The sequence below is a fragment of the Agrobacterium bohemicum genome, assembly GCF_001562555.1.
In the GTDB taxonomy this organism is placed as follows: Bacteria; Pseudomonadota; Alphaproteobacteria; order Rhizobiales; family Rhizobiaceae; genus Agrobacterium; species Agrobacterium bohemicum.
This window is the reverse complement of the sequence record NZ_KQ961027.1, coordinates 142212-167069: the sequence shown is the minus strand read 5'-3', so window position 1 is coordinate 167069 and position 24858 is coordinate 142212. Positions and strand designations below refer to the sequence as shown.

Here is a 24858-nt window from a genome sequence, read left to right as displayed (position 1 = left end):
CAGAGTTTCTCCAGTATGGTATTAGGCGCGGCCATGGCTGACACGGGACCGACGCGCCAGCGAATCGACAATGACGGCGATTGCGAGGACTGCCCCGGTTATCATGTAGCGCAGCGATGAGTTGAGGTTGAGCAAGGTCAGACCATTGGAAATGGCCTGAATGACGATGATACCCAGCAGTGCCGAATAAGCGCTGCCACGCCCGCCGAAAAGGCTGGTGCCGCCGATCACGGCTGCCGCGATTGCATTTAGATTGACGTCACCCGTACCGGCCTGCTGGCTGGACGAAGCCAGACGCGACGCTGACAGCACGCCACCCAGCGCACCCAGTGTCGAACACAGCATGAAGGCGCTCATATAGATACGGCGGACATTGATACCGGAGCGGCGGGCCGCTTCTCTGTTGCCGCCGACGGCAAACATCGACCGGCCCCATTGGGTCTTGGTCAGTGCATAGTTAAGAATGACGGCCAAGGCGACGAATAGGCCGAACATGTACGGCACACCGCGACCGAGGTTCAGGTAGTAAACGGCGAATTCAAAAATCACAGTCAGTACGACCGCCTTGATGACCAGACTACTGAGAGGTTGTGCGGACAAATTGACGGACAGACGACGCTGACGAACAAGGTAGCCCGTGACGACCAAAACAAGGCCTGGCATGAAAGCCAGAGCATATGACAACCAGTCCGGCATGACCAGGATTTGACCGAAGCGAACCAACGGCGAGGCATAGGGCAGATTGATGCTGCCCGTCGGACCGAGTATGTAAAGTTGAAGGCCAAGCAAGGCGAGCAGTCCTGCAAGCGTCGCCACGAAACTCGGCATACCCAAACGATTATACATCACGGAGTAGAGCGCGCCGACCAGCGCACCGAACACCAGAGCTGCGAAAATCGCGACGGGGACTGGCAAACCAGTGTTCACCCAGAGCACGCCGATAATGGCGGACGAAAGGCCGCTCATCGAGCCGACGGACAGGTCGATCTCTCCGAGCAACAGCACGCAGACGATGCCAAGAGAAATGATGCCGACAGTGGCGCAATCGAACAGCAGGTTGACCAAGTTGTTCGGAGCCAGGAAGACCGGATTGAGAATACTGAACACTGTCGAGATGACAATCAAGCCGATTGCCACCGGCAGCATGCCGAGGTCGCCAGAGCGGACGCGACTGAAGAAACCGCGAACCATTCCGGCTATCCCGTCGTCATGCTGGACGCGGCTATCACTGCGGTCGAGGGCCGATACCTCGTTGGGCTTATCATTGGAAATGTTCTGGCTCATAGGGTGCTCCCGGTCGTTTCCGTGTGCCCGGCTTTGCGCTCATTGCGGCGTGAGACCGAGTTTTCGGTCGCTCCGGTGATAGATGCGACAAGCTCCTGATTGGAGGCATCCGGTTCGAAAACGCCGTTGTTGCGCCCAAGTCGCAGCACGACGATGCGGTCGGCGACAGCGCGGACGTCTTCCATGTTGTGACTGATGATGATGACACCCAAGCCGCGATCACGCACACGCTCGATCAGGTTCAGCACCTCGGCGGTCTGGGCAACACCAAGGGCGGCTGTCGGCTCGTCCAGCATGATGATTTTCGGGTCGAGCAGTAGGGAGCGCGCAATCGCAACCGTCTGACGCTGACCACCCGAGAGTGAGGCAATCGGTTCGCGCACCGAGGGAATACGCGCGGCCAGTTCCTTCAGAAGCGTCCAGGCACGAACTTCCATGGCGACTTCGTCTAAGTTCCACGGCGACATTTCGTGACCGAGGAAAAGATTGGCAACGACATCGAGATTTTCGCAGAGCGCCAAATCCTGAAAGACTGTGGCGATGCCGAGTTCCAATGCACGGCTCGGGCTATCGAGCGATACGTCCTGACCACAGAATTCGATTGTGCCAGACGTCGGCTGGTGAACGCCAGCCAGCACCTTGACCAGGGTAGATTTGCCCGCGCCATTATCGCCCACAAGTGCAACGACCTCTCCAGCCCGCACTTCCAGATTGATATCGGTCAGAGCCGACACCGCACCAAATTTTTTTGAAATTTTGCTGAGTCTGAGAAGTATGCTTCCCTTTTCCGGGACGATTGTGTCTGTTTGCACCATGGGATCAGGCTCTTTTTTGGTTCGCGGATATGACCGACCGGACAAGGATATCCGATCGGGCAAATTTAAAGACTGTTTACTGAGTGATGCCGAGCTTCTTGCAGCCAGCAGCGTATTCGCCGGTGCAAACCTCCTGGACGGTCTGAATCTTCTTATCGAAGATTTCCGCCTTGATGTTTTCCGCCGTGACAACGGCAGGAATGAAGAGCTCAGACGGCGTGTCGTATAGAGAGGTCTTGGCTTCTGGCTTCTCGCCTTTCAGAAACTGGACCGCCACCTTGGCAGCCGCAGCGGCAACGATTTCCGAAGGCTTGGAAATCGTATTGTATTGGTCGCCAGAAATGACAAGCTGCAAGGCCGCGATGGTCGCGTCATTTCCGGTCACAGGCGGGACCGGATTGACACCAGCGGCCTTGAAAGCGGCAATCGCACCACCACCCGTGCCGTCATTGGCGGCAACGACGCCCTTGATGTCGGCACCGAAGCGGGTGATCTGGCCAGCAGCCCATTCCTGCGCCTTGGGCGGAGCCCATTCCGGCGTGTCATATTCAGCAAGCGTCTTGTAGCCCGAATCCTTCAGGCCTAGATGCACGCCATCGCGGATCAGGCCGGCAGCCGCATCGGTGGGCGAACCGTTGATCTGTAGAACGCCCGCACCAGCAGGAACTCCACTTGCCTTCAGATGGGCAACCAGAGACTTGGCAATCGCCTCACCAATCCCCTGATTGTCGAACGAGACATAATAATCCGCCGGCTTTGCAGGGATCGGACGGTCGTAGGCGATCACCTTGACCTCCTGGGACTGGGCAATTTCGACGAGGGCGGCTGCGGCTGCGGAATCAACAGGATCAAGTACGATCACCTTGGCGCCCTGAGCGATCACGGAATTGAACTGCTGCTGCTGAAGCGCCGCATCACCATTGGCATTCTGGTAGATCAGCGTGCACTTAGCGCAGAGCTTTGACATTTCGGCCTTGAAGCCTGGATAGTCGTGGTTCTCATAGCGCGTAGACGCCTGATCGGGCATTAGGAACGCAACCGTAGCCGCTTCCTGGGCGTAGGCCGAGCCTGCAAACATTGCACCAGCAGCAACCGACGCCACAATCATTGAACGAAGTCTCATAGTCTCCTCCTTTTGAACTCAAAATTTGTACCGAGAGACACGTTCCGGTTTCACTCCAAACCTCTTCCGTCTCTGCCGCAAGAGGCAGAGACTGTCGAACAATCGCTCTCGGAGCATATCTCCGGCGCGACAGTCATTTGGAATGTAGCTCGGATGCCTCCCGGCCGACCCTCCACAGCCAACCACTAACATCGATTGCGCAACTTTGCTCAATCGATGAAGCAGATTGCTCCTTTGATGAATTGATGTCAAGTCTATGTTTGGAAGTGGAGGAATGCGTGAATCAGGAAAGACCGACGAAGAAGACAACCATCTACGATCTGGCCGCACTCGCGCAGACGTCGGCCAGCGCAGTCAGTGCTGTGCTCAACGGAACCTGGAAAAAACGCCGAATCAGCAGCAATCTGGCCGAAAAGATCACCCGGCTCGCCAAGGAACAGGGCTATGCGGTGAATATGCAGGCCAGCCTGCTGCGTCGGGAGAAGTCGAAGATCATCGGCATGATCGTACCGAAATACGACAATCGATATTTCGGGTCTATCGTCGAAACTTTTGAGACGATGGCGCGAGAGCGAGGCCTGTTTCCAATCATCACCTGCACACGTCGCGATCCTGCGCTCGAGATCGAAGCGGCCCAAACACTTTTGTCATATCAGGTCGAATGGCTGGTCTCGACTGGAGCGACTGACCCGGATCGCATCAGCGATCTTTGCAGTCAGGCAGGCGCGCGGAGTGTCAATCTCGACCTGCCAGGCAGCAAGGCACCATCGATCATTTCCGACAATTTCGGCGGAGCATACGAACTGACCCGGCGCATTCTGGCCAACAGCAAACGCAAGCTGGGCTCATCCCGACCCCTCCTCTTCATCGGTGGTCGCGGCAGTGACCACAACACAGCTGAGCGTGTACGGGGTTTTCGCGCGGCTCACCACGATATCGGCATCGCCGTCGACGACACGCATATTCTCGCCTCCGGCTACGCCCCGGAAAAGGCCGAGAGTTCCCTTCAAGCACTTGCAGCCTCTGGTGATCCGCTGCCTATCGGAATGTTCGTGAACTCAACCATCTCACTGGAAGGCGTAATGCGCTGGATCAAGCGATCCGGGTACTACCAAAACCGCACTCCGGTCATTGGCTGCTTCGACTGGGACCCCTTCGCGGCATTGCTGGGGGACGAAATCGAGATGGTTCGACAAGATGTGCAAGGCATGCTGGATGCCGTGTTCAACATCATAGATGAGGGCAAGACAACTGGCTTGCTTGTAGAAATTCCACCGATATTTATCGGGGCTGGAGTCTCGGATGTCAAAGAAATGCCGAAGCCGATATAATCGAAGCGTTCATCAACGAAACAGTTTTTCATTGACCGCTTACATGAAGCTTTCAAGGCGAGCAGTACTGTCGGATGTGACGCATAGTTTGAGCAGGGCGATACGGAGCTGGGGCGCGGTCCCCATCAGTCACCGGGCGCAACCGGGTATTGAAAGTAGAAGGCGGCGAATTCTCAAATCCGCCGCCTGTCGTGATATTAGAAGCGATAGTTGACACCGCCTTTGACGACATGGTCGCTCAGGTCTGTGTGCGATGCTACGCCGTTGGAGAAGGTGCGAACGTCATCCGTTGCGACGTAGTTGTATTCGACCTTTGCAGAAATCTGTGGTGTGAAGCGGTGTTCGGCACCTGCACCGAGCAGATAGCCTTCCTTCATGCCATCGGGACCGGTTACGTTATTGCCATCGCGCAGACTTGTTACAGTCAAACCGGCTGTACCGTATAGAAGCGTATCGTCCATCTTGACGCCAGCTCTAACTTTCGCGGCTGCGCGCCAGCGCTCACGCAGGTTGCCATTCGGCACCTTCTGCTTGGCATCGCCAAGATGCGTCGCCTCGACTTCACCGCCCACGACGGCCGAGCCGAGGTCGTAATCGTAGCCACCCTGTACGCCGAGCGCCAGGCCCTTGCCGCCCTTGAATGGATTGGCGCTTGGCATAGCCGCGCCGATATGGCCACCTACGTAAGCACCTGTCCAAGAAGACTTTGGTGCTTCGGTGTAGGCGGGAGGGGCTTCATAGTTTGAAAGGTCGGCCGACAGAACAGGAAACGCCGCCAGAGAAACGATTGCTACAATCCCAACTGATTTCAGGGTCTTCGACATAGTTTTTACTCCACATAGACTCGAGGTGGCCGAACGGGCCATTGAATATCCAAAACGCATCTGCGATTGCGCTGCTGGCTGCGATCTTGGCTACAAATGGCACAAAGGTAAGGCTCGTTCCTCAATTCCATTAGAATTTGACTAAAACTTTAATAGCATAGCTAACAAAGGGTTAACTCCCGAAAGCCCCAACATCTTACCGCTAAAAATCGGTTAACAGCACACCTTGCGAGGTTCAAAATCTTTCCAGTTTCTCACTTCAACGGGAAACCAAACTCGCGCAAGATTCCCGATAATTGCGCCCGTCCACTCAAAGCATCGGCATTTTCGACTCGCTTTGCGACAGATGAAGTCCAACCCACTTTCGGAAGCGACTGCTTTGTTTGAAACGCCTTCATGATGTCATCGTAAGCGCTGAGGTCTTCTGCCGCCGACCCCGAAAATGTCTCATGGAAAAGAACAGACGATTGTGGCAGGCGCGGTTTGACATCGGTGATCACATTCGGATCTGGATAGCCAACCGTGAGACCGAACACCGCGACTGTTTCCGGCGGCAATTGAAGCTCACGCGCTACGTTTTGCGGCTGGTTGCGAATGCCACCGATGTAACAGGAGCCAAGGCCAAGGGAATCGATTGCTGCTACCGCATTTTGTGCAGCTAGAGCGGCATCGATCGTGCCGATGAGGAAACTCTCCAGATAGTCGAGACCTTCACCCTCGTTGCCATGCTGACGAGCCACCGCTCTCAGCCGCGTCAGATCGATGAGCCAGACAAGGAAGAGAGGTGCTGCAAGAATATGTGCATTCCCGCCCGTATAGCTTGCAAGCCGGGCCTTGCGTTGCGGGTCCTGAACGGCAACGACGCTCCACGCCTGAAGACCGGAGGAGGTCGGTGCCGACTGCGCTGCCGCCACCAAAAGCTCCAGGGTGCCCTGCGGCAATGGCTTTGGCAAATATGACCGGATGGAACGATGGTTTAGCAGAGAATCAATCGTGCTGTTCCAGAATGGCGGCGAAAAATCGCTGGCGGTACCATAGCGTGCCTCAAGGCGCAGTTGCTGCGTCTCGGCTTCATTCAACGTCACTGAAAAACTCCTTCTTTTGATCTTTCATCGCTCTCGCAGAACCCTGTCTTCTCGACAAGGACCCATCCTAAAAAACGCAGAAGTTCTTTATGTTGGCCGACCCCGATTGGAACAGAAAGCCCTCGGAGAGCATTTTGTAGGTCGATAATATAAAACTTTCGTTCGTCATTGCGGATGATAAAGTCATTGTTAAAAACGACAAATCGGGAATAACCATGCGAGATATGGATAATAAAGCAACTACGGGCGTCGAGGGTCTTGATGATATTTTATCTGGAGGACTGTCCCGGCGTCATGTGTTTTTGCTTGAGGGATCCCCCGGCACCGGTAAAACGACAATATCTCTGCAGTTTTTGATAGAAGGCGCGGTAAGAGGCGAGCGGTGCCTGTATATAAGCCTGTCGGAATCTGAAGACGAATTGCGCGACAGTGCCGCTTCTCACAATATGAAGCTACACGAGAACATCGAGATATTCGAACTTGTACCGCCGGAAAATCTGCTTGATGCCGACCAGCAGCAAAGTCTTCTCTACTCTTCCGATCTGGAGCTTGGCGAAACGACGAAACTCATTTTCGGCGAATTTGAACGCGTAAAGCCCGATAGGGTCGTTATCGACAGCCTGTCCGAAATCCGCTTGCTCGCGCAGAGTTCCCTGCGATATCGCCGACAGATATTGGCCATGAAGCACTACTTCTCGAAGTCCGGCGCAACGGTTCTGCTTCTGGATGATCTCACGGCCGATGTGTTGGATAAAACCGTTCACAGCGTCGTACATGGGGTTGTTCACCTCGAAGAATTGTCACCCAATTATGGTCCTGAACGCCGCCGTGTCAGAATTTTGAAATATCGCGGTCAGTCGTACCGGGGTGGATATCATGATTTCGTCATTCGCACCGGTGGTGTGACAGTATTTCCCCGTCTCAGGGCCATTGAACACAAAACGTCGTTTTCTCGAGACATTTTGAGCAGCGGAGTTGACCAGCTTGACGGCTTGCTTGGCGGAGGTGTCAGTCGCGGCTCCAGCACACTGCTTATCGGTCCGGCGGGAACCGGAAAATCCACTTTCGGACTTCAGTTCGTGGATGCTGCGGTCAAACGCGGGGAAAAAGCTGCGGTATTCATATTTGACGAAGAGCTGGAGCTTCTCTTCGAGCGCATGCGGCATATGGGTATCGATCTCGAAAAAATGCGGGATGACGGCACGCTGCATATCGAGCAGCTTGACGCTGCGGAACTCTCACCTGGAGAATTTGCGCAGCGCGTCAGAACTTGCGTCACAGATTACGATGCCAAGACAGTGCTTATCGACAGTATCAACGGTTATCAGGCGGCCATGCCGGAAGAGAACGCGCTGATCCTTCACATGCACGAACTGCTTCAATTCCTGAACAGACAGGGAGCCAATACGTTTCTGACGGTGGCGCAACACGGACTTGTCGGCGACATGAAATCGCCGGTCGATGTAACCTATCTGGCAGACACCGTTATTTTGCTTCGTTATTTCGAGGCTATTGGTCGTGTAAGGCGAGCCGTTTCCGTCATTAAGAAGCGCACCGGCATGCATGAAGACACGATACGCGAATACAAGATTAGCGAAATGGGTTTGACACTGGGAGAGCCGGTTTCCACGTTCCAGGGTGTGTTGAGCGGCGTGCCGGTGCTGACGTCTGAAAAGATACTATTGCCGTTGACCAACGGGAGTTTGGAAAATTTTTGATCTCGAACATCCCGCCCTCGTCTATGCTCCAATCGGTAGAGATGCACAGATTGCTGCTTCCCTGCTCGCAGAAGCTGGCATCAAATCCAAATCCGTGGATACCGTTTCCTCCATGGTGTTGGCGCTTGACGATGATGTTGCATTCGTGGTCGTTACAGAGGAAACATTGCGCTCCGCGGACTTGCGCGCCCTATCTGAGTGGATCGGCACCCAGCTAGCGTGGTCTGATCTTCCATTCATCGTCCTGACTCATCGTGGTGGCGGGCCTGAGCGAAACCCAGCAGCTTTGAGACTGTCGGAAATTTTGGGGAATGTCAGCTTCATCGAGCGCCCATTTCATGCGACAACCTTTATCAGCGTATCGCGAACAGCATATCGAAACAGGTTACGTCAATTCGACGCCAGAGTGCAGATCGGAGCGCTCGCAGATAGCGAACGGTGGCTCCAGACAGCGCTGAGTGCTGGCCGCCTGGGATCCCTGGAACTTGAGCTGGCTTCCAAGATGCTGGTCACGTCAGATACATGCAAATCCATCTTCGGGCATCCACCCGGCGCACGTTTTGACTATGACGATCTTCTTGCCAGCGTCCATCCAGATGATCGCGAGCGAATGCAGGCTGCGGTACAGGATACGATGGAAAATGGAAAAGAATACTCCATCGAATACAGGGTAGTCTGGCCTGATGGGTCATTGCATTGGGTGGAAATCAAGGCCCAGCTTTACCGAGACAGAAGGGGCATCGCCGTGAAAATGGTTGGCGTGTCCGCCGATATCACCGAGCGAAAGGAAGCCACGGAAAAGCAGCGGCTTCTCAACGAAACATTGGAACTGCGCGTCGCCGAACGGACAGCCGAGCTTCTTCAGGCGCATAACAAGGTGATGGCAGAGGTCGAGCATAGACAAAAGACGGAGGAACAGCTTCGTCAAGCTCTGAAAATGGAAGCAATCGGTCAGCTTACCGGCGGCGTCGCGCACGATTTCAACAATCTGCTGATGGCCGTTATGGGCAATCTAGAATTACTGGCAAAACATCTGCCCGGCGACGAGAAAGCCGTGCGCCTCATAGATGGCGCAATGAAAGGCGCCAAACGGGGTGCCTCGCTCACCCAACGACTTCTTGCATTTGCCCGCCGCCAAGACCTTCAAGTCAAGCCGATTGATATGCTCAGGCTTGTAGACGATATGGATGATCTCCTGAAACGGTCTGCCGGATCCGGCATCACGCTGGAGCGCGAGATCGCGACTGGTCTGCCGTTTGCGTCTGGAGACGCAAATCAGATCGAGCTGGCACTCCTAAATCTCGTCGTGAATGCGCGCGACGCAATGAAAGACGGTGGGACGATCACCATCGGACTGCGTGACGACAATCTGGCACGTTCCACGCCTGAACTGGCGGCAGGCGACTATGTCGTACTGTCAGTGACCGATACAGGCACTGGCATGGACACAGAAACGCTCAAGAAGGCAATCGATCCGTTCTTTTCGACAAAAGAACTGGGCAAGGGAACAGGTCTGGGATTATCGATGATCCATGGGCTCGCCTTGCAGTTGAAGGGTGCGCTCATTCTTAGAAGCACGCTCGGCAAAGGAACGTCAGCAGAGCTTTGGATTCCCGTTAGCGAGGAGGACACTGCCGGACAGCAGCAGGCCATGCCTGGTACCGTTGACTCAACACGCGCTGAAAACCGGCATCTTAGAATCCTTATGGTCGATGATGACGCTTTGATCGCCATGAGCTCCGTCGATATGCTTGAAGACCTTGGACACGAGGTGGTCGAGGCAAACTCTGGTCGTCAGGCGCTTGAGATACTGGCAAATGAAGCGCCGTTCGATTTGCTCGTGACCGATTTTTCCATGCCTGGAATGAACGGAGCCGAGCTGTCGCGCAAAGCGCGTGAACTGGTTCCAAATCTACCCATTCTGATTGCGACAGGTTATGCGGACCTGCCGGACGGAATGGAACTGGACATTACCCGACTTGGTAAACCTTATTCCCAGGATCAGCTTGCAACTGAAATATCAAAGGTCCTTGCAGCAAGCGTGGGCTAAAAGGACGCAGCTTTCGCCACAGAAGGCCACGGATTCAAAATCCAGTGCTTTCATCGCTAACTAGCCGATATCCCACACCCGGTTCGGTCTGGACGATCCTGGGCTGCGTCGGGTCGCGCTCGATCTTCTGACGAAGCTGGCCGATGAAGACGCGTAAGTAATGCAGGTCCTCTTCATGAGCTGGACCCCATACGGATGTCAAAAGAGTTCTATGGGTAACGACGCGACCGGCATGGTAAGCGAGAAGTGTCAGCAGATCATATTCCTTCGGCGTCAGACGAATGGATTTTCCGTCGCGGGAAACGATGCGCTGAACGACATCGATGATTAATCCGTCGGCATTTACTGAGGAAGGAGGCTTGCTGGCATTTGCCCGGTGGCGCATGGCGGTTCTGATACGGGCGGTGAGCTCGCCGATGCCGAAGGGTTTTTCGATGTAGTCGTCGGCACCGAGATCAAGAGCTGCAATTTTCTCCACTTCGCGATCACGCGCAGACAGAATGATGATGGGAATGGTAGACCAGCCACGAAGGCTTGTTATGACATCCTTGCCGTCCATGTCCGGCAGGCCGAGGTCGAGAATGACGGCATCGGGTGCAGCAGTCGCCACCGCTTTCAGCGCATCCGCACCATTTTCAGCCTCGATGACATCATAGCCCGCAGCAACAAGTGCCGGGCGAAGAAAACGCCGGATCTGTGGTTCGTCATCGACGACGAGAATACGCGCTAGTGTCATGGTGATCCCAAAGTCTGGTCTTTCTCCTCTACCGGGAAACGCATGACAATACGAGTGCCTCTCTTTCTGACCGCCGGGCTTTCGGCATGGATGCGCCCGCCAAGCGCCTCCACGAAACCACGGGCAATCGACAGGCCCAGCCCCGTGCCAGGCGAGCGGCCATCGGTCTTGGAGCGGCGGTAGAATTTCTCGAAGATTCGGTCGAGATCGACGGTGGGGATGCCTTTGCCCAGATCGGTGACGGATAGCACCAGCTCTTTTCCATCCCTGCGAGCATAGATGTTGACGGGCTCTCCACCACCATATTTCGCGGCATTATCCAGAAGGTTGAACAAGACCTGCTCCAGAAGCACGCTGTCTCCGCGCAGCAGAGGCAAATCCGTCGCGATCCCGGTCTCGAAGGTTTGCGCGGGAAAATACTTGCGGGCGCGCTCGGCTGCGGAGCGCACGACATCGCTGACATCCACCCATTCGCGTTTGGCTTGCAGGGTTCCGGTGGAAATCCGTGTCATATCAAGGAGGTTGGCGACGAAACGACTCAGCCTCGCCCCCTCCTCTTCGATGGATTGCAGGAGGTCGTCGCGGCTTTCCGGCGACATGCGTTCGCCAAGCTCGCGCAGGCTGGTGACGGCACCGGTGATGGTAGCGAGCGGTGTGCGCAGATCATGGGAAATGGAGGATAGAAGGGCTTCGCGGTAACGTTCGCTTTCCAGACGCACGGCCTGTTTGGCGCTTTCCGATGACAGGCGCGCGCGGTCGATGGCCGTTGCCGTCTGGTCGATGATGGCGGAAAACATGCGTTCGGCGTTGGAATCGAGCGGCTCGCTGCCAACCTCGTAACCGCAGACACCGACAACGCCGTGCGGGCTGGTGAGTGGCCGGAACTGGAAGCGGCAATTGGGCAGCGTGCCGGTACCAGCGCCCGCCGGTTCTTTGCGTGTATTGGCCCAGCGGGCGGCGGCGATTTCGGCAATGCCAAGCTCGGTGTCAGGCGGCCAGGCGGCGGCGGTTTCCAGCGCGTCGCCATTGGGGCGGAGAAGTACGATATTGCGGTTGATGCCCGCATGCAGCTGGCTGACGGAGGCCCAGAGGACCTCATCGACATCGGCAGTCCCCGACAGTTTGCGGGCGAAATCATAGAGCGCCTGCATGGCGGCGGCACGCGACCGTGCCGTTTTCGCCTGTTCGCGAATGCGCGAACCAAGACTACCAGCAAGAACCGCCGCCACCACAAAGGTGAAGAGGGCGAAGACCTCATGCGGTGAGGCGATGGTGAAGGTGTAGAGCGGCGGGATGAAGAAGAAATTATAGGCAAGCGCCGACAAGAGCGCCGCCATGAGAGCGGCCGCAAAACCGGCATAGGTGGCGGCACCGAGAACGGCGATCAGAAACAACAGCGAGATGTTCGGCAAGTAGACGATGCGGTCGATCAGCGCGCCGATCAATGCTGCCGGCAGCACGCATAAAAAGGCGATACCGAAGGGTTTGGCAAGTGTGGGCAAACGCGGCCAGACCGGTTTCGGCCTGATGCGATGCGGCGTATTTTCGTCGGCGGTAACGAGGTGAAGACCGATGCCGCTCGTTTCCTGCGTCAACGCATCGGCCAGGCTGGTGCGCAGCGGATTGCGCAACCATCTCCGGCAATGCGATCCAATAACGATCTGCGTGACGTGCTCACGCTTGGCAAGCTTCATGATTTCGGTCACGAAATCGCTACCGGTGACGCGCCGTGTTTCTGCACCCAGCTTTTCGGCAAGCCGGAACGTATCATCGATGCGCCGCAAATCCTCGTCGTCCATGGTTTCGCGGTCGGAATGGGAAATGTTGACGACCAGCCACGGGGCGTTGAGACCCGACGCAAGACGGCTGGCAACACGAACCACCTTCTCCGACAAGGCGTCAGGGCCGATGCAGACCAAAAGACGCTCGGCTGTGGCCCACGGGCCTTCGATGGCGTTTTGGCGCAGGTAATCGATCATCTGATCGTCCACCCGGTCAGCCGTCCGGCGAAGCGCCAGTTCTCTAAGGGCAGTGAGGTTTCCAAGCCGGAAAAACCGGTCAGCGGCGCGTCTCGCACTGGCAGGCAGGTAGACCTTGCCATCCTGCAAGCGTGTGATCAGCTCTGCGGGCGGCAGATCGACCAGCAAGACTTCGTCCGCCTTTTTCAGTACCGTATCGGGAACTCTTTCGCGCACATTGACGCCGGTGATCTGGGCGACAAGGTCGGACAGGCTTTCCAGATGCTGGATGTTCAGCGCCGTCCACACGTCGATGCCGGCATTGATGAGTTCGCCGATATCCTGATAACGCTTGGGATGCCGGAAGCCTTCCGGGTTGGAATGGGCCAGTTCATCAACAATGATGATGCGGGGCTTTCGGGCCAGCGCGCCATCGAGATCGAACTCCTGCAATTCCTTGCCGTGGTAGGAAACCGACAGGCGTGGCAAGATTTCCAACCCTTCCAGAAGGGCGGAGGTTTCCGTGCGGCCATGGGTTTCGGCAAGCCCGACGACGATCTCGGTGCCGTCCGCACGCAATCGCTGGGCGCGGTTCAGCATTGCATAGGTTTTGCCGACCCCGGGGGCGGCGCCCAAAAAAATTGTCAGCTTGCCCCGGCGGTCTTTCTCCGCCAGGGCAAGCAATGCATCGGGATCGGGACGGTTCGTCTCGTAAGGTTCGTTTGTCGCCATTCGTATCAGCTCTTGAGCGCATCCAGCGCAAGGTTCAGCTCTAGCACATTCACACGCGGTTCACCGACAATTCCAAGGGCGGCATTCTCGGTGTGTTTGAGAAGCAGATCCTGCACTTGCGGCACTGACAACTGCCGGGCGACAGCCACGCGGTTGACCTGCGCCTGCGCGAAATCCGGAGATATATGCGGGTCCAGACCGGAGCCGGATGTGGTGACGGCATCAGCCGGAACAGCGCCCGTCACGCCCGCCGCTTTAAGCCGCTCGATATCAGCCGCCACACGGTCCTTCAGCTTGGAGGATGTTGTGCCCAAATTGGAGCCGGAGGAAGCAGCAGCATTATACGGATCAGGCGAGGTTGCCGAAGGGCGCGGCCAGAAATAGCGCTCGGAGGTAAAATTCTGGCCGATCAGGTCAGAGCCGACAACGGTATCACCGCGACGGATGACGCTGCCATTGGCCTGCTGCGGCATGACCGCCTGGGCAATGCCGGTGACCGCGAGCGGATAGATAACGCCCGTGACGAGCGTTAGAAGAACGAGAGTGACAAAAGCGGGTCTAAGAAGTTTGAGCATGATTACACCAGGTGCAGGGCCGAAACGGCGAGATCGATAATCTTGATTCCGGCAAAGGGCAGCAGCAACCCACCCAGTCCATAAATCAGGAGGTTACGGCGCAACAGAGCGGCAGCGCTGGACGGCCGGTAGGCGATGCCTTTCAGCGCAAGCGGTATGAGCGCGATGATGATGAGGGCGTTGAAGATGACGGCCGACAGAATCGCCGATTGCGGCGTCGAAAGCCCCATGATGTTGAAGGCGGCAAGTGCCGGATAAGTCGTGACAAACAAAGCCGGGATGATCGCGAAATATTTGGCGACATCGTTGGCGATGGAAAAGGTCGTCAGCGACCCGCGCGTCATCAAAAGCTGCTTGCCGATTTCGACGATCTCGATGAGCTTGGTCGGGCTGGAGTCGAGGTCGACCATGTTGGCGGCTTCTCTGGCCGCCTGAGTGCCGCTTTGCATGGCAACACCCACATCGGCCTGCGCCAGCGCTGGCGCATCGTTGGTGCCGTCACCACACATGGCGATCAGGCGACCACCCTGCTGCTCACGGCGAATATAGGCCAGTTTATCCTCAGGCGTTGCCTCGGCCAAGAAGTCATCGACACCGGCTTCAGACGCGATGGCGGCTGCGGTCACAGGGTTGTCCCCGGTGACCATGACGGTGCGAATACCCATAGCGCGTAGGGCGGCAAAGCGTTCCTTGATGCCCGGCTTTACCACGTCCTTCAGGTGGATGACGCCAAGCAGGCGCTTGCCGTCAGCCACACCCAACGGCGTGCCGCCTGATCGTGCCACGCTTTCCACCGCTTGCAGGAATTCACGCGGTGCGTCCTTGTCGGTCAAGCCGGTGAATTTCAGCACGGCATCGATAGCGCCCTTGCGCAGTTGGTGCGCGCCCATATCGACGCCGGAAAGGCGGGTCTGCGCGCTGAATGCAATGGTATTATCCACCACGACCTTCGGTGCAGCGAGGCCAAACTCGCCGGTGGCAAGTGCCGCGATGGAGCGGCCTTCCGGTGTCTCGTCAGACAGGCTGGCGAGAAGTGCGGCCTCTGCAAGCTGATGCTGGGTGACACCGGGTGCCGGAATGAAATCCGCCGCCATACGGTTACCGAAGGTGATCGTGCCTGTCTTGTCAAGAAGCAGCGTATCGACATCGCCAGCCGCTTCGACCGCACGACCAGAGGTCGCGATGACATTGAAGCGCACCAGGCGATCCATACCGGCAATACCGATGGCCGACAGCAACCCGCCGATGGTGGTGGGAATGAGCGTGACGAGCAGAGCGGCCAGAACGGTGACGGAAAGGACCGTGCCGGAGTAGCCTGCGAGACCCCAAATCGTGACGACCACGATGAGGAATATCAGCGTCAGGCCCGACAGCAGGATCGACAGAGCAATCTCGTTGGGTGTCTTCTGGCGTTCTGCACCTTCAATGAGCGCGATCATGCGGTCCACGAAGCTTGCACCCTGGGGGGTGGTGATGCGGATTTTGAGCTGGTCGGACAAAACCTGTGTCCCGCCCGTAACCGCGGAGCGGTCCCCACCGGATTCGCGGATGACAGGTGCGGATTCGCCGGTGATGGCGCTTTCGTTGACGGAGGCGACACCCTCGATCACCTCGCCGTCGCCGGGGATGAGTTCTCCGGCATCGACAACGACGACATCGCCCACCGCAAGCATGGTGGCGGGAACGGCTTGTTCCACGCCATTGGCATCAATGCGGCGCGCCGTGAGATCGGAGCGACTGCGCTTCAGGCTCTCGGCCTGTGCGCGACCTCTGCCTTCGGCCACGGCTTCGGCAAAGGTGGCAAACAACACCGTAAACCACAGCCAGGCGGCAATCTGGCCGGAGAAGGTGGCAGTGCCTTGACCGATCAGCAGATCGCGGATGAAGATGATGGTCACCATGGCGGCCACCACTTCAGTCACGAAGATCACAGGTGTGCGGAAGAGTTGTCTGGGATCGAGCTTGACGAAGGCCTGCCGGATGGCGGGACCGATGATAGCTGGATCGAAAAGACCAGGTTTTTCTGGCTTTTGTGACATGAAAAGTTTTCCTTTAGAAGGTCTGACCGGCCAGCATCGCAAAATGTTCTACGATGGGACCGAGCGCCAGAGCCGGGAAATATTGCAGCCCGCCGAGGATGATGATGATACCGATGAGAAGGCCGACGAACAGGGGGCCATCGGTCGGGAATGTGCCGCTTGAGGCGGGAACACGGACCTTTGCTGCAAGCGATCCTGCGATGGCCATGACTGGGATAACGTAGGCAAAACGACCCAGCAGCATGGCGAGCCCGAGCGTCGTATTGTACCAGGTCGTGTTGCCGGAAAGGCCGCCGAATGCCGAGCCGTTGTTGCCCGCAGCCGACGTATAGGCATAGAGAATTTCAGAAAGACCGTGCGGGCCTGCCGTACCAATGCTGGCCATCGCCATGGGCAGCATGGCCGACACCGCCGAAAAGCCGAGAATGGCGACCGGCAGGATGAGAACGGCCAGCATGGCGCATTTCATTTCCCGGCCTTCGATCTTCTTGCCCAGAAATTCCGGTGTACGTCCCACCATCAGACCAGCCACGAAGACGGCCAGAAGTGCAAAGACGAGCATGCCGTAAAGACCGGAGCCGACGCCGCCGGGCAGGATTTCGCCTAGTTGGATGAGGAACATCGGCACCAATCCACCAAGGCCGGTAAAGGAGCCGTGCATGCCATTGACGCCACCGTTTGAAAGGCCAGTTGTCACCGCCGCATAAAGAGCGGTCATAGCCTGGCCGAAGCGAACTTCCTTGCCTTCCATGTTGCCCTGCAACGCATCGACACCAAGCGTGGTCAAGATGGAATTGCCCGAGGCTTCCGCCCAGTAAATGACCGTCACACCTGAGATCAGCAGGATCGCCATAGCCGACAGCAATACCCAGCCCTGGCGGCGGTTGCCCACCATCTGGCCGAATGTGTAGACGAGCGCCGATGATACGCACAGCATCGCGAAGATGTTGACGTAGTTCGAAAATGCTGTTGGATTTTCAAATGGGTGAGCAGCATTGGCATTGAAGAACCCGCCGCCATTGGTACCCAGTTGCTTGATAGCTTCCTGGCTTGCGACGGGGCCTAACGAAATGACCTGTTGTGCGCCTTCCAGCGTTGTTGCCGTGACACTGCCATCCAGCGTTTGCGGCACGCCCGTCCAAACGAAGACAATCGCAATGACGATGGCCAACGGCACAAGTACGTAAAGCGTGGCTCTGGTCATATCGACCCAGAAATTGCCCAGCGTGCTGGCCTGCGAGCGCATGAATGCACGGGTAAAGGCCATTGCAAGCGCGATACCTACGGCCGCAGACAGGAAGTTCTGCACCGTCAATCCGACCATCTGGCTCAGATGGCTCATGGTCGCTTCACCGGCGTAGTTTTGCCAGTTGGTGTTGGTGATAAAGCTGACGGACGTGTTGAAGGCCAAATCCGGCGGCACGTTTGCAAAGCCCTGCGGGTTAAGCGGTAGATAGGCTTGAAGGCGCAAGATGGCGTAAAGAACGACAAAGCTCGCCAGCGAAAAGGCAAGCATGGACAGCGTATAGGCCAGCCAGTTCTGTTCCTTGTCCATGCTGGTCCCGGCCGCGCGGTAAATGCCGCGTTCGATGGGGCTCAGGACAGGAGAAAGAAGGGTTCTTTGGCCGGAAAAAACCTTCGCCATGTAAAGCCCCAGCGGTTTGACGACCAGGAGCACGGCGAGGAAAAGGAGGCTGATCTGCAGCCACCCGGGAATGGTCATGAGGATTCTCCAGAAAGTCAGAAGCGTTCGGGACGCAGCAGCGTGACGACGAGATAGATGACAAGGGCAGCGGCTACAGCCAGCGCAAGTAAGGGCTCGATCACATCACCCTCACAGTCGGTTAAGGGCGCGCGCATAGAACGCAAAGGCGATCAGCACCGCACTGCCCAGAAGAACAAAGACAAGGTCGAACATTGGGTTTCTCTCGTTGGTTCAGGAGAGCACCCTAATCCCTGATCGCGTCAGGGTTCGATTGCGAAGATGAGCCGATCACATAAGGAAAAGATAAAGGTCCTCAGGTGCCGGTTACACGAAGAGGCCATCGTCTAGTTTCTGGAGAAAAGCACGCGCACTCTCGCGGTAGGTTGCTCGTTGTCCGTCATCCATTCTCCGCCAAGCCGCGTAGGTCTGCGCGAGCCTTCGATTACCGGACAGTTTGTTCTTGTTTCGATCAAGAAAATCCCAATAGAGCGCATTGAAGGGGCACGCGCCCTCCCCGGTTTTCTTCTTCACATCATAGCGACAGGTCCCACAATAATCGGACATCCTCGAAATATAAGCACCACTTGCCGCGTAGGGTTTTGAACCGAGCAGCCCGCCATCGGCAAATTGGCTCATGCCGATAACGTTGGGAAGCTCCACCCACTCGTAGGCATCGGCGTAGACTTCCAGATACCATTCGTGCAGCGCAAATGGATCGAGACCCGCCAACATGGCAAAATTGCCGGTGATCATCAGACGCTGGATGTGATGCGCGTAAGCGTTTTCAATCGTCTCACCAATCACGGTCGCAAGGCAGGCCATGTCGGTCTTCGCAGTCCAAAAGAATTCTGGCAGCGGTCGGCTGACTTCGAAGAAGTTGCGTTGAGCGTAATCAGGCATGAAGCGCCAGTAGATGCCACGCATATATTCGCGCCAGCCGATGATCTGGCGGATGAAGCCCTCCACCGCATTGATCGGCGCATGCCCTTCCAGATACGCTCTCTCCGCTTTCCGGCAGAGCGACAGCGGGTCGAGGAAGCCGAGGTTTATGTAGAAAGAAAGGAGAGAATGATTGAGAAACGGGTCATCTTTGACCATCGCGTCCTGCGTCTCACCGAATTTGGGCAGAAAGTCATCGATAAACGCATCGGCCGCCTTTTCAGCGTCGGTGCTGGTCACTGCAAAAGCAAAACCATCGGCGGAGCCCATGTGATCGGGAAATCTTTCCTCAACCATCTCCATAACATTGCGCGTCACGTCATCTGGCGGGAATTGCAGATGCCTTGGGCGAAATAAATCCGGCTTGGCGGGAGAGCGGTTCTCGCTGTCGAAATTCCAGCGCCCACCCACAGGCGCATCGCCATCCATCAAAAGACCCGTTTTGCGACGCATCTCACGATAAAAAAATTCCATCGTCAGATCACGACGCCCCTCGACCCAGAGGCCAAATTCTTCATGCGAACAAAGGTAGCGCGTATCGGGGAGAATCCTGACACCTACACCTGTCTCCTCCTCCCATTTGAGCATTGATTGCAACACCCGCCATTCGCCGGGCTCGGTGACCAAAACACTGTCTGGAGACAAGTCTTTGACGGCCCTTTTCAACTCTCCTGTGAATGACCCAGAATTTTGAGCATCATCAAGACGCACATATTGAAGCTTGAAACCTTTTGCCGTCAGTTCGGCTGCAAAATGACGCATGGCCGAAAGAATAAACACGAGTTTCTTGCGATGATGCCGCACATAGGTGGTCTCCTCCGCCACCTCGCACATCAGGATAACGTCCCTCTCCAGATCAACCCCTGCAAGGCTCGACATCTGCGGGGAAAGCTGATCTCCGAGGATGAAAATGAGGTTTCGGCATCGGTTCATGTCAAAGATATCCTGATGTTTCCGGATACTACGGCTGGATCTGGGGATCGGATGACCAAAAACAAAGATAGGCGCGCACATTCTGAAGGCACGCCAACAAAAGCATGCCGGCGTTGCTCTCAATAAGGTGAACAATCCTTTTTCACAGCCTTAAAAGTCAACGCTCATGGTCGCTTGACAGAAATGAACTAACTGGTACAAACATTGTGCGGATAATGGCGGCGCGGGAGGCGCAGGCTTGATCCACACTTTTACGGAAACCAAGATGCTGGGACTTTCCGTAAAGGCGACGACGTGCAAGGCGCAGAGAAACGGCAAGGTTTTAGCGCTGGAGGGGAGGATGGATGTCATACACGCTTGATTTTTCGGCAGTCTACGATCGCCTGCCCGAACTGTTTTTGGCTTGCCTTGCAACGATTGGTTTGGCGCTCGCCGGTATGTTTCTGGCGACCATCATCGGTGTTCTGGGCGTTATTGCCCGCGGTTCACGCTTCAAAGCTCTTCGCGTATTGGTGATCGGCTTTGTCGAGCTTATCCGCAACACACCGTTTCTCGTCCAAATCTTTTTCATCTTCTTCGCACTCCCCCAACTCGGTTTGCGGCTCAACCCGACAACGACGGCAATTGTTGCGCTGGCGTTGAATGGCGGTGCCTATGCCATCGAGATCATTCGCGGCGGCGTCGATGCCGTTCCCAAGGGGCAGGTCGAGGCAGGGCTCGCGCTTGGGCTCCGCCGGTCACAAATTTTCCGTCACATCATTCTGCGGCCCGCTTTGCGTGCGGTCTATCCATCGCTCACCAGCCAGTTCATCATGCTGACCCTGACGACATCGGTATGTACCTCTATTGCGGCTTACGAGTTGACGTCGGTGGCACAGCGAATCGAGGCAGAGACATTCCGTTCGTTCGAGGTCTATTTCTCCATCACGCTGCTCTACCTCGTCATTTCCTCGCTGATGATGGGCGTCTTCGCGCTCATTGCCCGCCTGTCCTTCAGCTACCCGGTCAAGTGAGGAGAAGACGATGACACCTATCGGTACCAACGAATTGTTTTTCCTCATGCAGGGTCTGAAGTGGACCTTGGCGTTGACTGTAATTGGCTTTATCGGCGGCGGCATTTTCGGCCTTTGCGTGGCGCTGGCTCGCACCGTGGACAACCCCATCGGTCGGCGTGTAACTGCGGGTTATATCGCCGTGTTTCAGGGCACACCGCTCTTGATGCAGCTTTTCGTCGTCTATTACGGCGTAGCGCTGGTGGGCCTGGATATCGATGCCTGGATTGCGGTTGCCATTGCCTTCACACTCCATGCCAGCGCATTTCTGGGTGAAATCTGGCGTGGTGGTATTCAGGCCGTGCCAAAGGGCCAGACCGAAGCAGCCAAGGCGTTGGGCCTGCATTACGTCTCGCGCATGAAAGACATCGTTCTGCCGCAGGCATTCAAGATTTCGCTGCCTGCAACCATCGGCTTTCTCGTACAGCTTATCAAAGGCACATCGCTGGCCGCTATCGTCGGCTTCGTGGAACTGTCGCGTGCAGGACAGATCGTTTCCAACCAGACATTCAAGCCACTGACGGTCTTTGCCATTGTCGGGCTCATCTATTTTCTCATCTGCTGGCCACTCTCCCTGTGGGGTGCCGGCGTCGAGAAAAGACTACAGACCGCTTCACGTTGATCCATATCTATCATCAGCTTTGTAAGGAGGAGCAAAAGATGACATCCAAGAGCATGAAACTAAACCGCCGTGTGCTGCTGGCACTTGCCGCAGTAACGGTTGCCCTGCCCTTCGTGGCACCGGTCGATGCATTCGCCGGTACTGTCGAAGAAGCAAAGGCCAAGGGCAAAGTCGTCATCGGCATTCAGGGTGACAATTCGCCGTGGGGCTTCGTAAACTCCAGCGGCGTTCAGGACGGTCTGGATGCCGACATCGGCAAGGCTTTCGCAGACTATCTCGGCGTAAAGGTCGAGTTCGTGCCGCTGGCCGTTGCAAACCGCATCCCGGCGCTTATGACCGGCAAGGTCGATGTTCTCTTCGCCACCATGGGCATGACGGCAGAGCGCGCAAAGACAATTCAATATTCGCAGCCTTACGCAGGTAACGTTCTTTCTGTTTATGGCCCGAAGGACAAGAAAATCGCCGGCTATGACGATCTCACCGGTGTTTCCGTCGGCGTGCCGAAATCCAGTGCAATGGATACGTCCATCACGGCTGGCGCTGGCACCAAAGCCAATATTCTACGCTTCGACGACGATGCCGCCAACATTCAGGCACTGATCTCCGGGCAGGTGGAAGTCGTGGGTGGCAACCAGTTTTACGGTGATCGCCTGAACGCGGCAGCCGCTGGGAAATATGAACCCAAGTTCGACCTGACAACGCTTTACAATGGCGCTGGCACTCGTCCCGGTGAAAAGGACTGGAATGAGACGATCAACTCCTTCCTCGTCAAGATCAAGGGCGATGGTGAACTGGCAAAAATCTATACCAAGTGGATGAAACGCGAAGTTCCGGCCTTCCCGGAATCGCTGCCTGATGTCCCGTTCACCGTAAAGTAATCTGGAGGTCACCATGCCGCAAACCACCGCCGCACAGGTTCCGCTGATCGCCCTCGAAGGGGTGGAAAAGTGGTATGGAGCCTTTCATGCGTTGAAAAACATCGACCTCACGGTCCGCAAAGGCGAGAAGATCGTTCTTTGCGGGCCGTCAGGTTCCGGCAAATCCACGCTGATTCGCTGCATCAACCATCTGGAGGAAATTCAGAAAGGTAGGATCACCGTTGAAGGAACTCAGCTTACATCATCCGCCAGTGCCATCGACACAGTGCGGCGCGAGGTGGGCATGGTGTTTCAGAATTTCAATCTGTTTCCTCACAAGACCATTCTGGAAAACTGTACGCTTGCACCCATGCGTGTCAAAGGTCTCTCAAAAGCAGACGCAGAGACGACCGCACGCAAATATCTGGAGCGCGTACGCATCCAGGATCAGGCGGAGAAATATCCGGCACAGCTATCCGGCGGCCAGCAGCAACGTGCCGCCATTGCACGGGCATTGTGCATGGAGCCGAAAGCTATGCTGTTCGATGAACCGACGTCTGCGCTGGACCCTGAGATGGTCAAGGAAGTGCTTGATACCATGATTGGCCTGGCCCGCGATGGGATGACCATGATTTGCGTGACCCATGAAATGGGTTTTGCGCGGCAGGTGGCCGACCGTGTGGTGTTCATGGCGTCCGGTGAAATCATCGAGGAAGCACCCCCGGAAGAATTCTTCCGCAAGCCACAAAACCAGCGCACCCGCACCTTCCTCGGCGAAATTCTTGCCCATCATTGAACTGCGCCGCAGTTGCCTCGTCTTATGAGTAATTCCCCGCCATGACAGACAGAACCTCCTTGAAAGTCGGCCTGATTGGCGCCGATATCCAGCTCTCCAAAACGCCTGCTATGCACATGCGTGAAGGTGAAGCGCATGGAATCGACTATTCCTATGAGTTGATGGACATCAACTGCAGAGGACTGTCGGAAAGCGCTTTGCCTGCCCTGCTGGATGAGGCGGAAGCGAAAGGTTTTGCTGGCGTCAACATTACCCATCCTTTCAAGCAGTTGGTGATTCCTCTCCTGAATGATCTGTCGGATGATGCGCGCATGCTGGGTGCCGTCAACACAGTGGTCTTTCACGATGGTCGGCGCACTGGCCATAATACCGACTGGTACGGCTTTTACGAAAGCTTCAAGCGGGGATTGCCGGACGCCAAGCGGGACCGCGCGCTGTTGATCGGCGCGGGTGGTGCAGGCGTCGCCGTTGCCCATGCAGCGCTGAAATTGGAAATCGCTCGTCTCGATATCTACGATCAGGATGTGAAACGCGCCGAGCAATTGGCAGATAAACTGAACGCACGATTTGGCGATGGCCGGGCTTTTGCGGTTGATGCTCCTGAAACCTCAATGCCCCATGCGGATGGTCTGATACACGCAACGCCGATGGGTATGCCCGCTCATCCCGGCATGCCGGTGCGTGATGATTTGATCAATCCTCGGCACTGGGTGGCCGACATTGTTTACATGCCGTTGGTCACTGCGCTGCTGGCCGCAGCTATGTCAAAAGGTTGCCAGACACTGCCCGGCGGCGGCATGGCGGTTTTTCAGGCAGTGGGTGCCTTCCGGCTGTTTTCCGGCCAAGAGCCCGATCCGGTGCGCATGAGTGCACATTTCAAGGAGCTCTGCGCCGATGAGAATGTGGCATCAACGGCGTGAAATCCCATGTCTTCACTCGCCGACAAGGTCGGTATCCCTGATATGATCGACGCGAAGCACGTAACGCATCACCATATCTGTGACATGCTTCGAAAGAGCGTCCTGACCATCGTCGGTAAACAGGCCGCTGCCAAAAATGAACGAGAAGGTGGCAGCGTTCGATACATTGAAAAAGGACAGCGCACTGATGTGCCAGTGCAGTTCGAGCGCTTCGATGCGTTTGCGAAAAACACCTTGCTTTTGACCGCGCGCCAACACGTTTTCCAGCGCTTCAATGGCTGGACGGTTGAGTTGCCGGATCGCCTCAGAACCCTGCATGTGGCGCCCGTGATGGACGTTTTCGATCATGACCATACGGATGAAATCAGGATTGCGTCGGTGGTGGTCGAAGGTGAAGCGACAAAGCTTTTCCAGCGCGGCCAATGGCTCCAAGCTATCCAGTTCAAGATCGCTTTCGCCGCCGCGCACCTTGGCGTAGGCCTCTTCAAGCACCTGTTGATAGAGCCCTTCCTTGTCGCCATAATAATAATAAATCATGCGCTTGGAGGTTCGGGTTCGCGCCGCAATTTCATCAATGCGCGCGCCAGACAGGCCGTTTTGCGAAAACTCGTCCATGGCGACGGAAAGAATGTCGCGGCGCACGCCTTCAGGGTCGCGCTTCGTCTGCCGCGTACCACTGATACCGTTGGAAATCACGGTTTTCGTCATTGTCCACCCATCAGCGCTCAGCCAATCCCAAACCGAAGCCGTCATTATTAACCAAT

The 24858-nt window shown here is 56.3% G+C and carries 21 protein-coding genes; 8 read left to right on the top strand and 13 right to left on the bottom strand.

From position 1 onward, the window contains the following. Positions 1–21: 21 nt before the first annotated feature. The 3 genes from ATO67_RS10020 to ATO67_RS10010 form a co-directional block, all read right to left on the bottom strand. Positions 22–1284 carry a sugar ABC transporter permease gene (locus tag ATO67_RS10020; protein WP_067647818.1) on the bottom strand — a complete coding sequence of 421 codons (1263 nt, stop codon included), beginning with the start codon at positions 1282–1284 and terminating at the stop codon, positions 22–24. After that, positions 1281–2099 carry an ATP-binding cassette domain-containing protein gene (locus ATO67_RS10015; RefSeq protein ID WP_067647814.1) on the bottom strand — a complete coding sequence of 273 codons (819 nt, stop codon included), beginning with the start codon at positions 2097–2099 and terminating at the stop codon, positions 1281–1283. Before ATO67_RS10015 ends, ATO67_RS10020 begins: the two co-directional genes overlap by 4 nt. 76 nt (positions 2100–2175) lie before the next feature. Next, entirely contained in the window at positions 2176–3222 is a 1047-nt protein-coding gene (locus ATO67_RS10010; protein WP_067647812.1) for an ABC transporter substrate-binding protein, read from the bottom strand. Positions 3223–3500: 278 nt separating this feature from the next. Between ATO67_RS10010 and ATO67_RS10005 the strand changes: the two genes are divergently transcribed. Then, a complete protein-coding gene (locus ATO67_RS10005; RefSeq protein ID WP_067647809.1) occupies positions 3501–4553 on the top strand; it encodes a LacI family DNA-binding transcriptional regulator in 1053 nt (350 codons plus the stop codon). Positions 4554–4750: 197 nt separating this feature from the next. Here the strand turns inward: ATO67_RS10005 and ATO67_RS10000 are convergent, their stop codons facing one another. After that, entirely contained in the window at positions 4751–5377 is a 627-nt protein-coding gene (locus tag ATO67_RS10000) for an outer membrane protein (RefSeq protein WP_067647805.1), read from the bottom strand. Positions 5378–5631: 254 nt separating this feature from the next. Then, positions 5632–6462, bottom strand: coding sequence for an NADPH-dependent oxidoreductase (locus tag ATO67_RS09995; RefSeq protein ID WP_106404931.1), 831 nt, complete (start codon positions 6460–6462; stop codon positions 5632–5634). A gap of 215 nt (positions 6463–6677) precedes the next feature. Between ATO67_RS09995 and ATO67_RS09990 the strand changes: the two genes are divergently transcribed. Both ATO67_RS09990 and ATO67_RS09985 read left to right on the top strand, forming a co-directional pair. Then, positions 6678–8180, top strand: a complete 1503-nt coding sequence (locus ATO67_RS09990) for an ATPase domain-containing protein (RefSeq protein WP_067647799.1) — start codon at positions 6678–6680, stop codon at positions 8178–8180. Continuing rightward, entirely contained in the window at positions 8173–10230 is a 2058-nt protein-coding gene (locus ATO67_RS09985; protein WP_067647796.1) for a hybrid sensor histidine kinase/response regulator, read from the top strand. The genes ATO67_RS09990 and ATO67_RS09985 overlap by 8 nt, the downstream gene beginning before the upstream one ends. Before the next feature lie 34 nt (positions 10231–10264). On the opposite strand, the gene ATO67_RS09980 is transcribed toward ATO67_RS09985, so the two are convergent. The 7 genes from ATO67_RS09980 to ATO67_RS09950 all read right to left on the bottom strand — a co-directional run bounded on the left by ATO67_RS09980 (position 10265) and on the right by ATO67_RS09950 (position 19847). Beyond that, positions 10265–10966 carry a response regulator gene (locus tag ATO67_RS09980; RefSeq protein ID WP_067647793.1) on the bottom strand — a complete coding sequence of 234 codons (702 nt, stop codon included), beginning with the start codon at positions 10964–10966 and terminating at the stop codon, positions 10265–10267. Then, complete coding sequence (locus ATO67_RS09975; RefSeq protein WP_067647790.1) at positions 10963–13656, bottom strand: sensor histidine kinase; 2694 nt, start codon at positions 13654–13656, stop codon at positions 10963–10965. The genes ATO67_RS09980 and ATO67_RS09975 overlap by 4 nt, the downstream gene beginning before the upstream one ends. A 5-nt stretch (positions 13657–13661) precedes the next feature. Next, positions 13662–14231 (bottom strand): potassium-transporting ATPase subunit KdpC, encoded by a 570-nt coding sequence (gene kdpC / locus ATO67_RS09970; RefSeq protein WP_067647787.1) that lies wholly within the window; start codon positions 14229–14231, stop codon positions 13662–13664. 2 nt (positions 14232–14233) lie between these two features. Continuing rightward, entirely contained in the window at positions 14234–16270 is a 2037-nt protein-coding gene (kdpB, locus tag ATO67_RS09965; RefSeq protein WP_067647783.1) for a potassium-transporting ATPase subunit KdpB, read from the bottom strand. Positions 16271–16283: 13 nt separating this feature from the next. Further along, positions 16284–17993, bottom strand: coding sequence for a potassium-transporting ATPase subunit KdpA (gene kdpA, locus ATO67_RS09960; protein ID WP_067647779.1), 1710 nt, complete (start codon positions 17991–17993; stop codon positions 16284–16286). 17 nt (positions 17994–18010) lie between these two features. Continuing rightward, positions 18011–18130: a K(+)-transporting ATPase subunit F gene (kdpF, locus tag ATO67_RS09955; RefSeq protein WP_082760221.1), complete on the bottom strand. Its 120-nt coding sequence runs from the start codon at positions 18128–18130 to the stop codon at positions 18011–18013. A gap of 169 nt (positions 18131–18299) precedes the next feature. Continuing rightward, positions 18300–19847 carry a cryptochrome/photolyase family protein gene (locus ATO67_RS09950; protein WP_067647772.1) on the bottom strand — a complete coding sequence of 516 codons (1548 nt, stop codon included), beginning with the start codon at positions 19845–19847 and terminating at the stop codon, positions 18300–18302. Positions 19848–20191: 344 nt separating this feature from the next. Here ATO67_RS09950 and ATO67_RS09945 point away from each other — a divergent pair, with 344 nt between their 5' ends. From ATO67_RS09945 to ATO67_RS09925, 5 genes are read left to right on the top strand one after another with little or no spacing between them, the layout of a single operon-like run. Further along, on the top strand, positions 20192–20860 hold the full coding sequence (locus ATO67_RS09945; protein WP_067647769.1) for an amino acid ABC transporter permease: 669 nt from the start codon (positions 20192–20194) through the stop codon (positions 20858–20860). 10 nt (positions 20861–20870) lie between these two features. Next, complete coding sequence (locus tag ATO67_RS09940; protein WP_067647766.1) at positions 20871–21521, top strand: amino acid ABC transporter permease; 651 nt, start codon at positions 20871–20873, stop codon at positions 21519–21521. A gap of 38 nt (positions 21522–21559) precedes the next feature. Then, positions 21560–22399 (top strand): transporter substrate-binding domain-containing protein, encoded by an 840-nt coding sequence (locus ATO67_RS09935; RefSeq protein ID WP_067647763.1) that lies wholly within the window; start codon positions 21560–21562, stop codon positions 22397–22399. Between the two features lie 13 nt (positions 22400–22412). Continuing rightward, positions 22413–23174, top strand: coding sequence for an amino acid ABC transporter ATP-binding protein (locus ATO67_RS09930; RefSeq protein ID WP_067647760.1), 762 nt, complete (start codon positions 22413–22415; stop codon positions 23172–23174). Positions 23175–23215: 41 nt separating this feature from the next. Beyond that, positions 23216–24094: a shikimate dehydrogenase gene (locus tag ATO67_RS09925; protein WP_067647757.1), complete on the top strand. Its 879-nt coding sequence runs from the start codon at positions 23216–23218 to the stop codon at positions 24092–24094. 12 nt (positions 24095–24106) lie between these two features. Here the strand turns inward: ATO67_RS09925 and ATO67_RS09920 are convergent, their stop codons facing one another. Further along, entirely contained in the window at positions 24107–24802 is a 696-nt protein-coding gene (locus tag ATO67_RS09920; protein ID WP_067647754.1) for a TetR/AcrR family transcriptional regulator, read from the bottom strand. Positions 24803–24858 lie beyond the last annotated feature (56 nt).

What these genes read in the sequence shown, in the direction of transcription:
- ATO67_RS10020 (WP_067647818.1), bottom strand. Translation starts at nt 1,284, where the DNA reads ATGAGCCAGAACATTTCCAATGATAAGCCCAACGAGGTATCGGCCCTC.
- ATO67_RS10015 (WP_067647814.1), bottom strand. Translation starts at nt 2,099, where the DNA reads ATGGTGCAAACAGACACAATCGTCCCGGAAAAGGGAAGCATACTTCTC.
- ATO67_RS10010 (WP_067647812.1), bottom strand. Translation starts at nt 3,222, where the DNA reads ATGAGACTTCGTTCAATGATTGTGGCGTCGGTTGCTGCTGGTGCAATG.
- ATO67_RS10000 (WP_067647805.1), bottom strand. Translation starts at nt 5,377, where the DNA reads ATGTCGAAGACCCTGAAATCAGTTGGGATTGTAGCAATCGTTTCTCTG.
- ATO67_RS09990 (WP_067647799.1), top strand. Translation starts at nt 6,678, where the DNA reads ATGCGAGATATGGATAATAAAGCAACTACGGGCGTCGAGGGTCTTGAT.
- ATO67_RS09980 (WP_067647793.1), bottom strand. Translation starts at nt 10,966, where the DNA reads ATGACACTAGCGCGTATTCTCGTCGTCGATGACGAACCACAGATCCGG.
- ATO67_RS09975 (WP_067647790.1), bottom strand. Translation starts at nt 13,656, where the DNA reads ATGGCGACAAACGAACCTTACGAGACGAACCGTCCCGATCCCGATGCA.
- kdpC (WP_067647787.1), bottom strand. Translation starts at nt 14,231, where the DNA reads ATGCTCAAACTTCTTAGACCCGCTTTTGTCACTCTCGTTCTTCTAACG.
- kdpB (WP_067647783.1), bottom strand. Translation starts at nt 16,270, where the DNA reads ATGTCACAAAAGCCAGAAAAACCTGGTCTTTTCGATCCAGCTATCATC.
- kdpA (WP_067647779.1), bottom strand. Translation starts at nt 17,993, where the DNA reads ATGACCATTCCCGGGTGGCTGCAGATCAGCCTCCTTTTCCTCGCCGTG.
- kdpF (WP_082760221.1), bottom strand. Translation starts at nt 18,130, where the DNA reads ATGCGCGCGCCCTTAACCGACTGTGAGGGTGATGTGATCGAGCCCTTA.
- ATO67_RS09950 (WP_067647772.1), bottom strand. Translation starts at nt 19,847, where the DNA reads ATGAACCGATGCCGAAACCTCATTTTCATCCTCGGAGATCAGCTTTCC.
- ATO67_RS09945 (WP_067647769.1), top strand. Translation starts at nt 20,192, where the DNA reads ATGTCATACACGCTTGATTTTTCGGCAGTCTACGATCGCCTGCCCGAA.
- ATO67_RS09940 (WP_067647766.1), top strand. Translation starts at nt 20,871, where the DNA reads ATGACACCTATCGGTACCAACGAATTGTTTTTCCTCATGCAGGGTCTG.
- ATO67_RS09935 (WP_067647763.1), top strand. Translation starts at nt 21,560, where the DNA reads ATGACATCCAAGAGCATGAAACTAAACCGCCGTGTGCTGCTGGCACTT.
- ATO67_RS09930 (WP_067647760.1), top strand. Translation starts at nt 22,413, where the DNA reads ATGCCGCAAACCACCGCCGCACAGGTTCCGCTGATCGCCCTCGAAGGG.
- ATO67_RS09925 (WP_067647757.1), top strand. Translation starts at nt 23,216, where the DNA reads ATGACAGACAGAACCTCCTTGAAAGTCGGCCTGATTGGCGCCGATATC.
- ATO67_RS09920 (WP_067647754.1), bottom strand. Translation starts at nt 24,802, where the DNA reads ATGACGAAAACCGTGATTTCCAACGGTATCAGTGGTACGCGGCAGACG.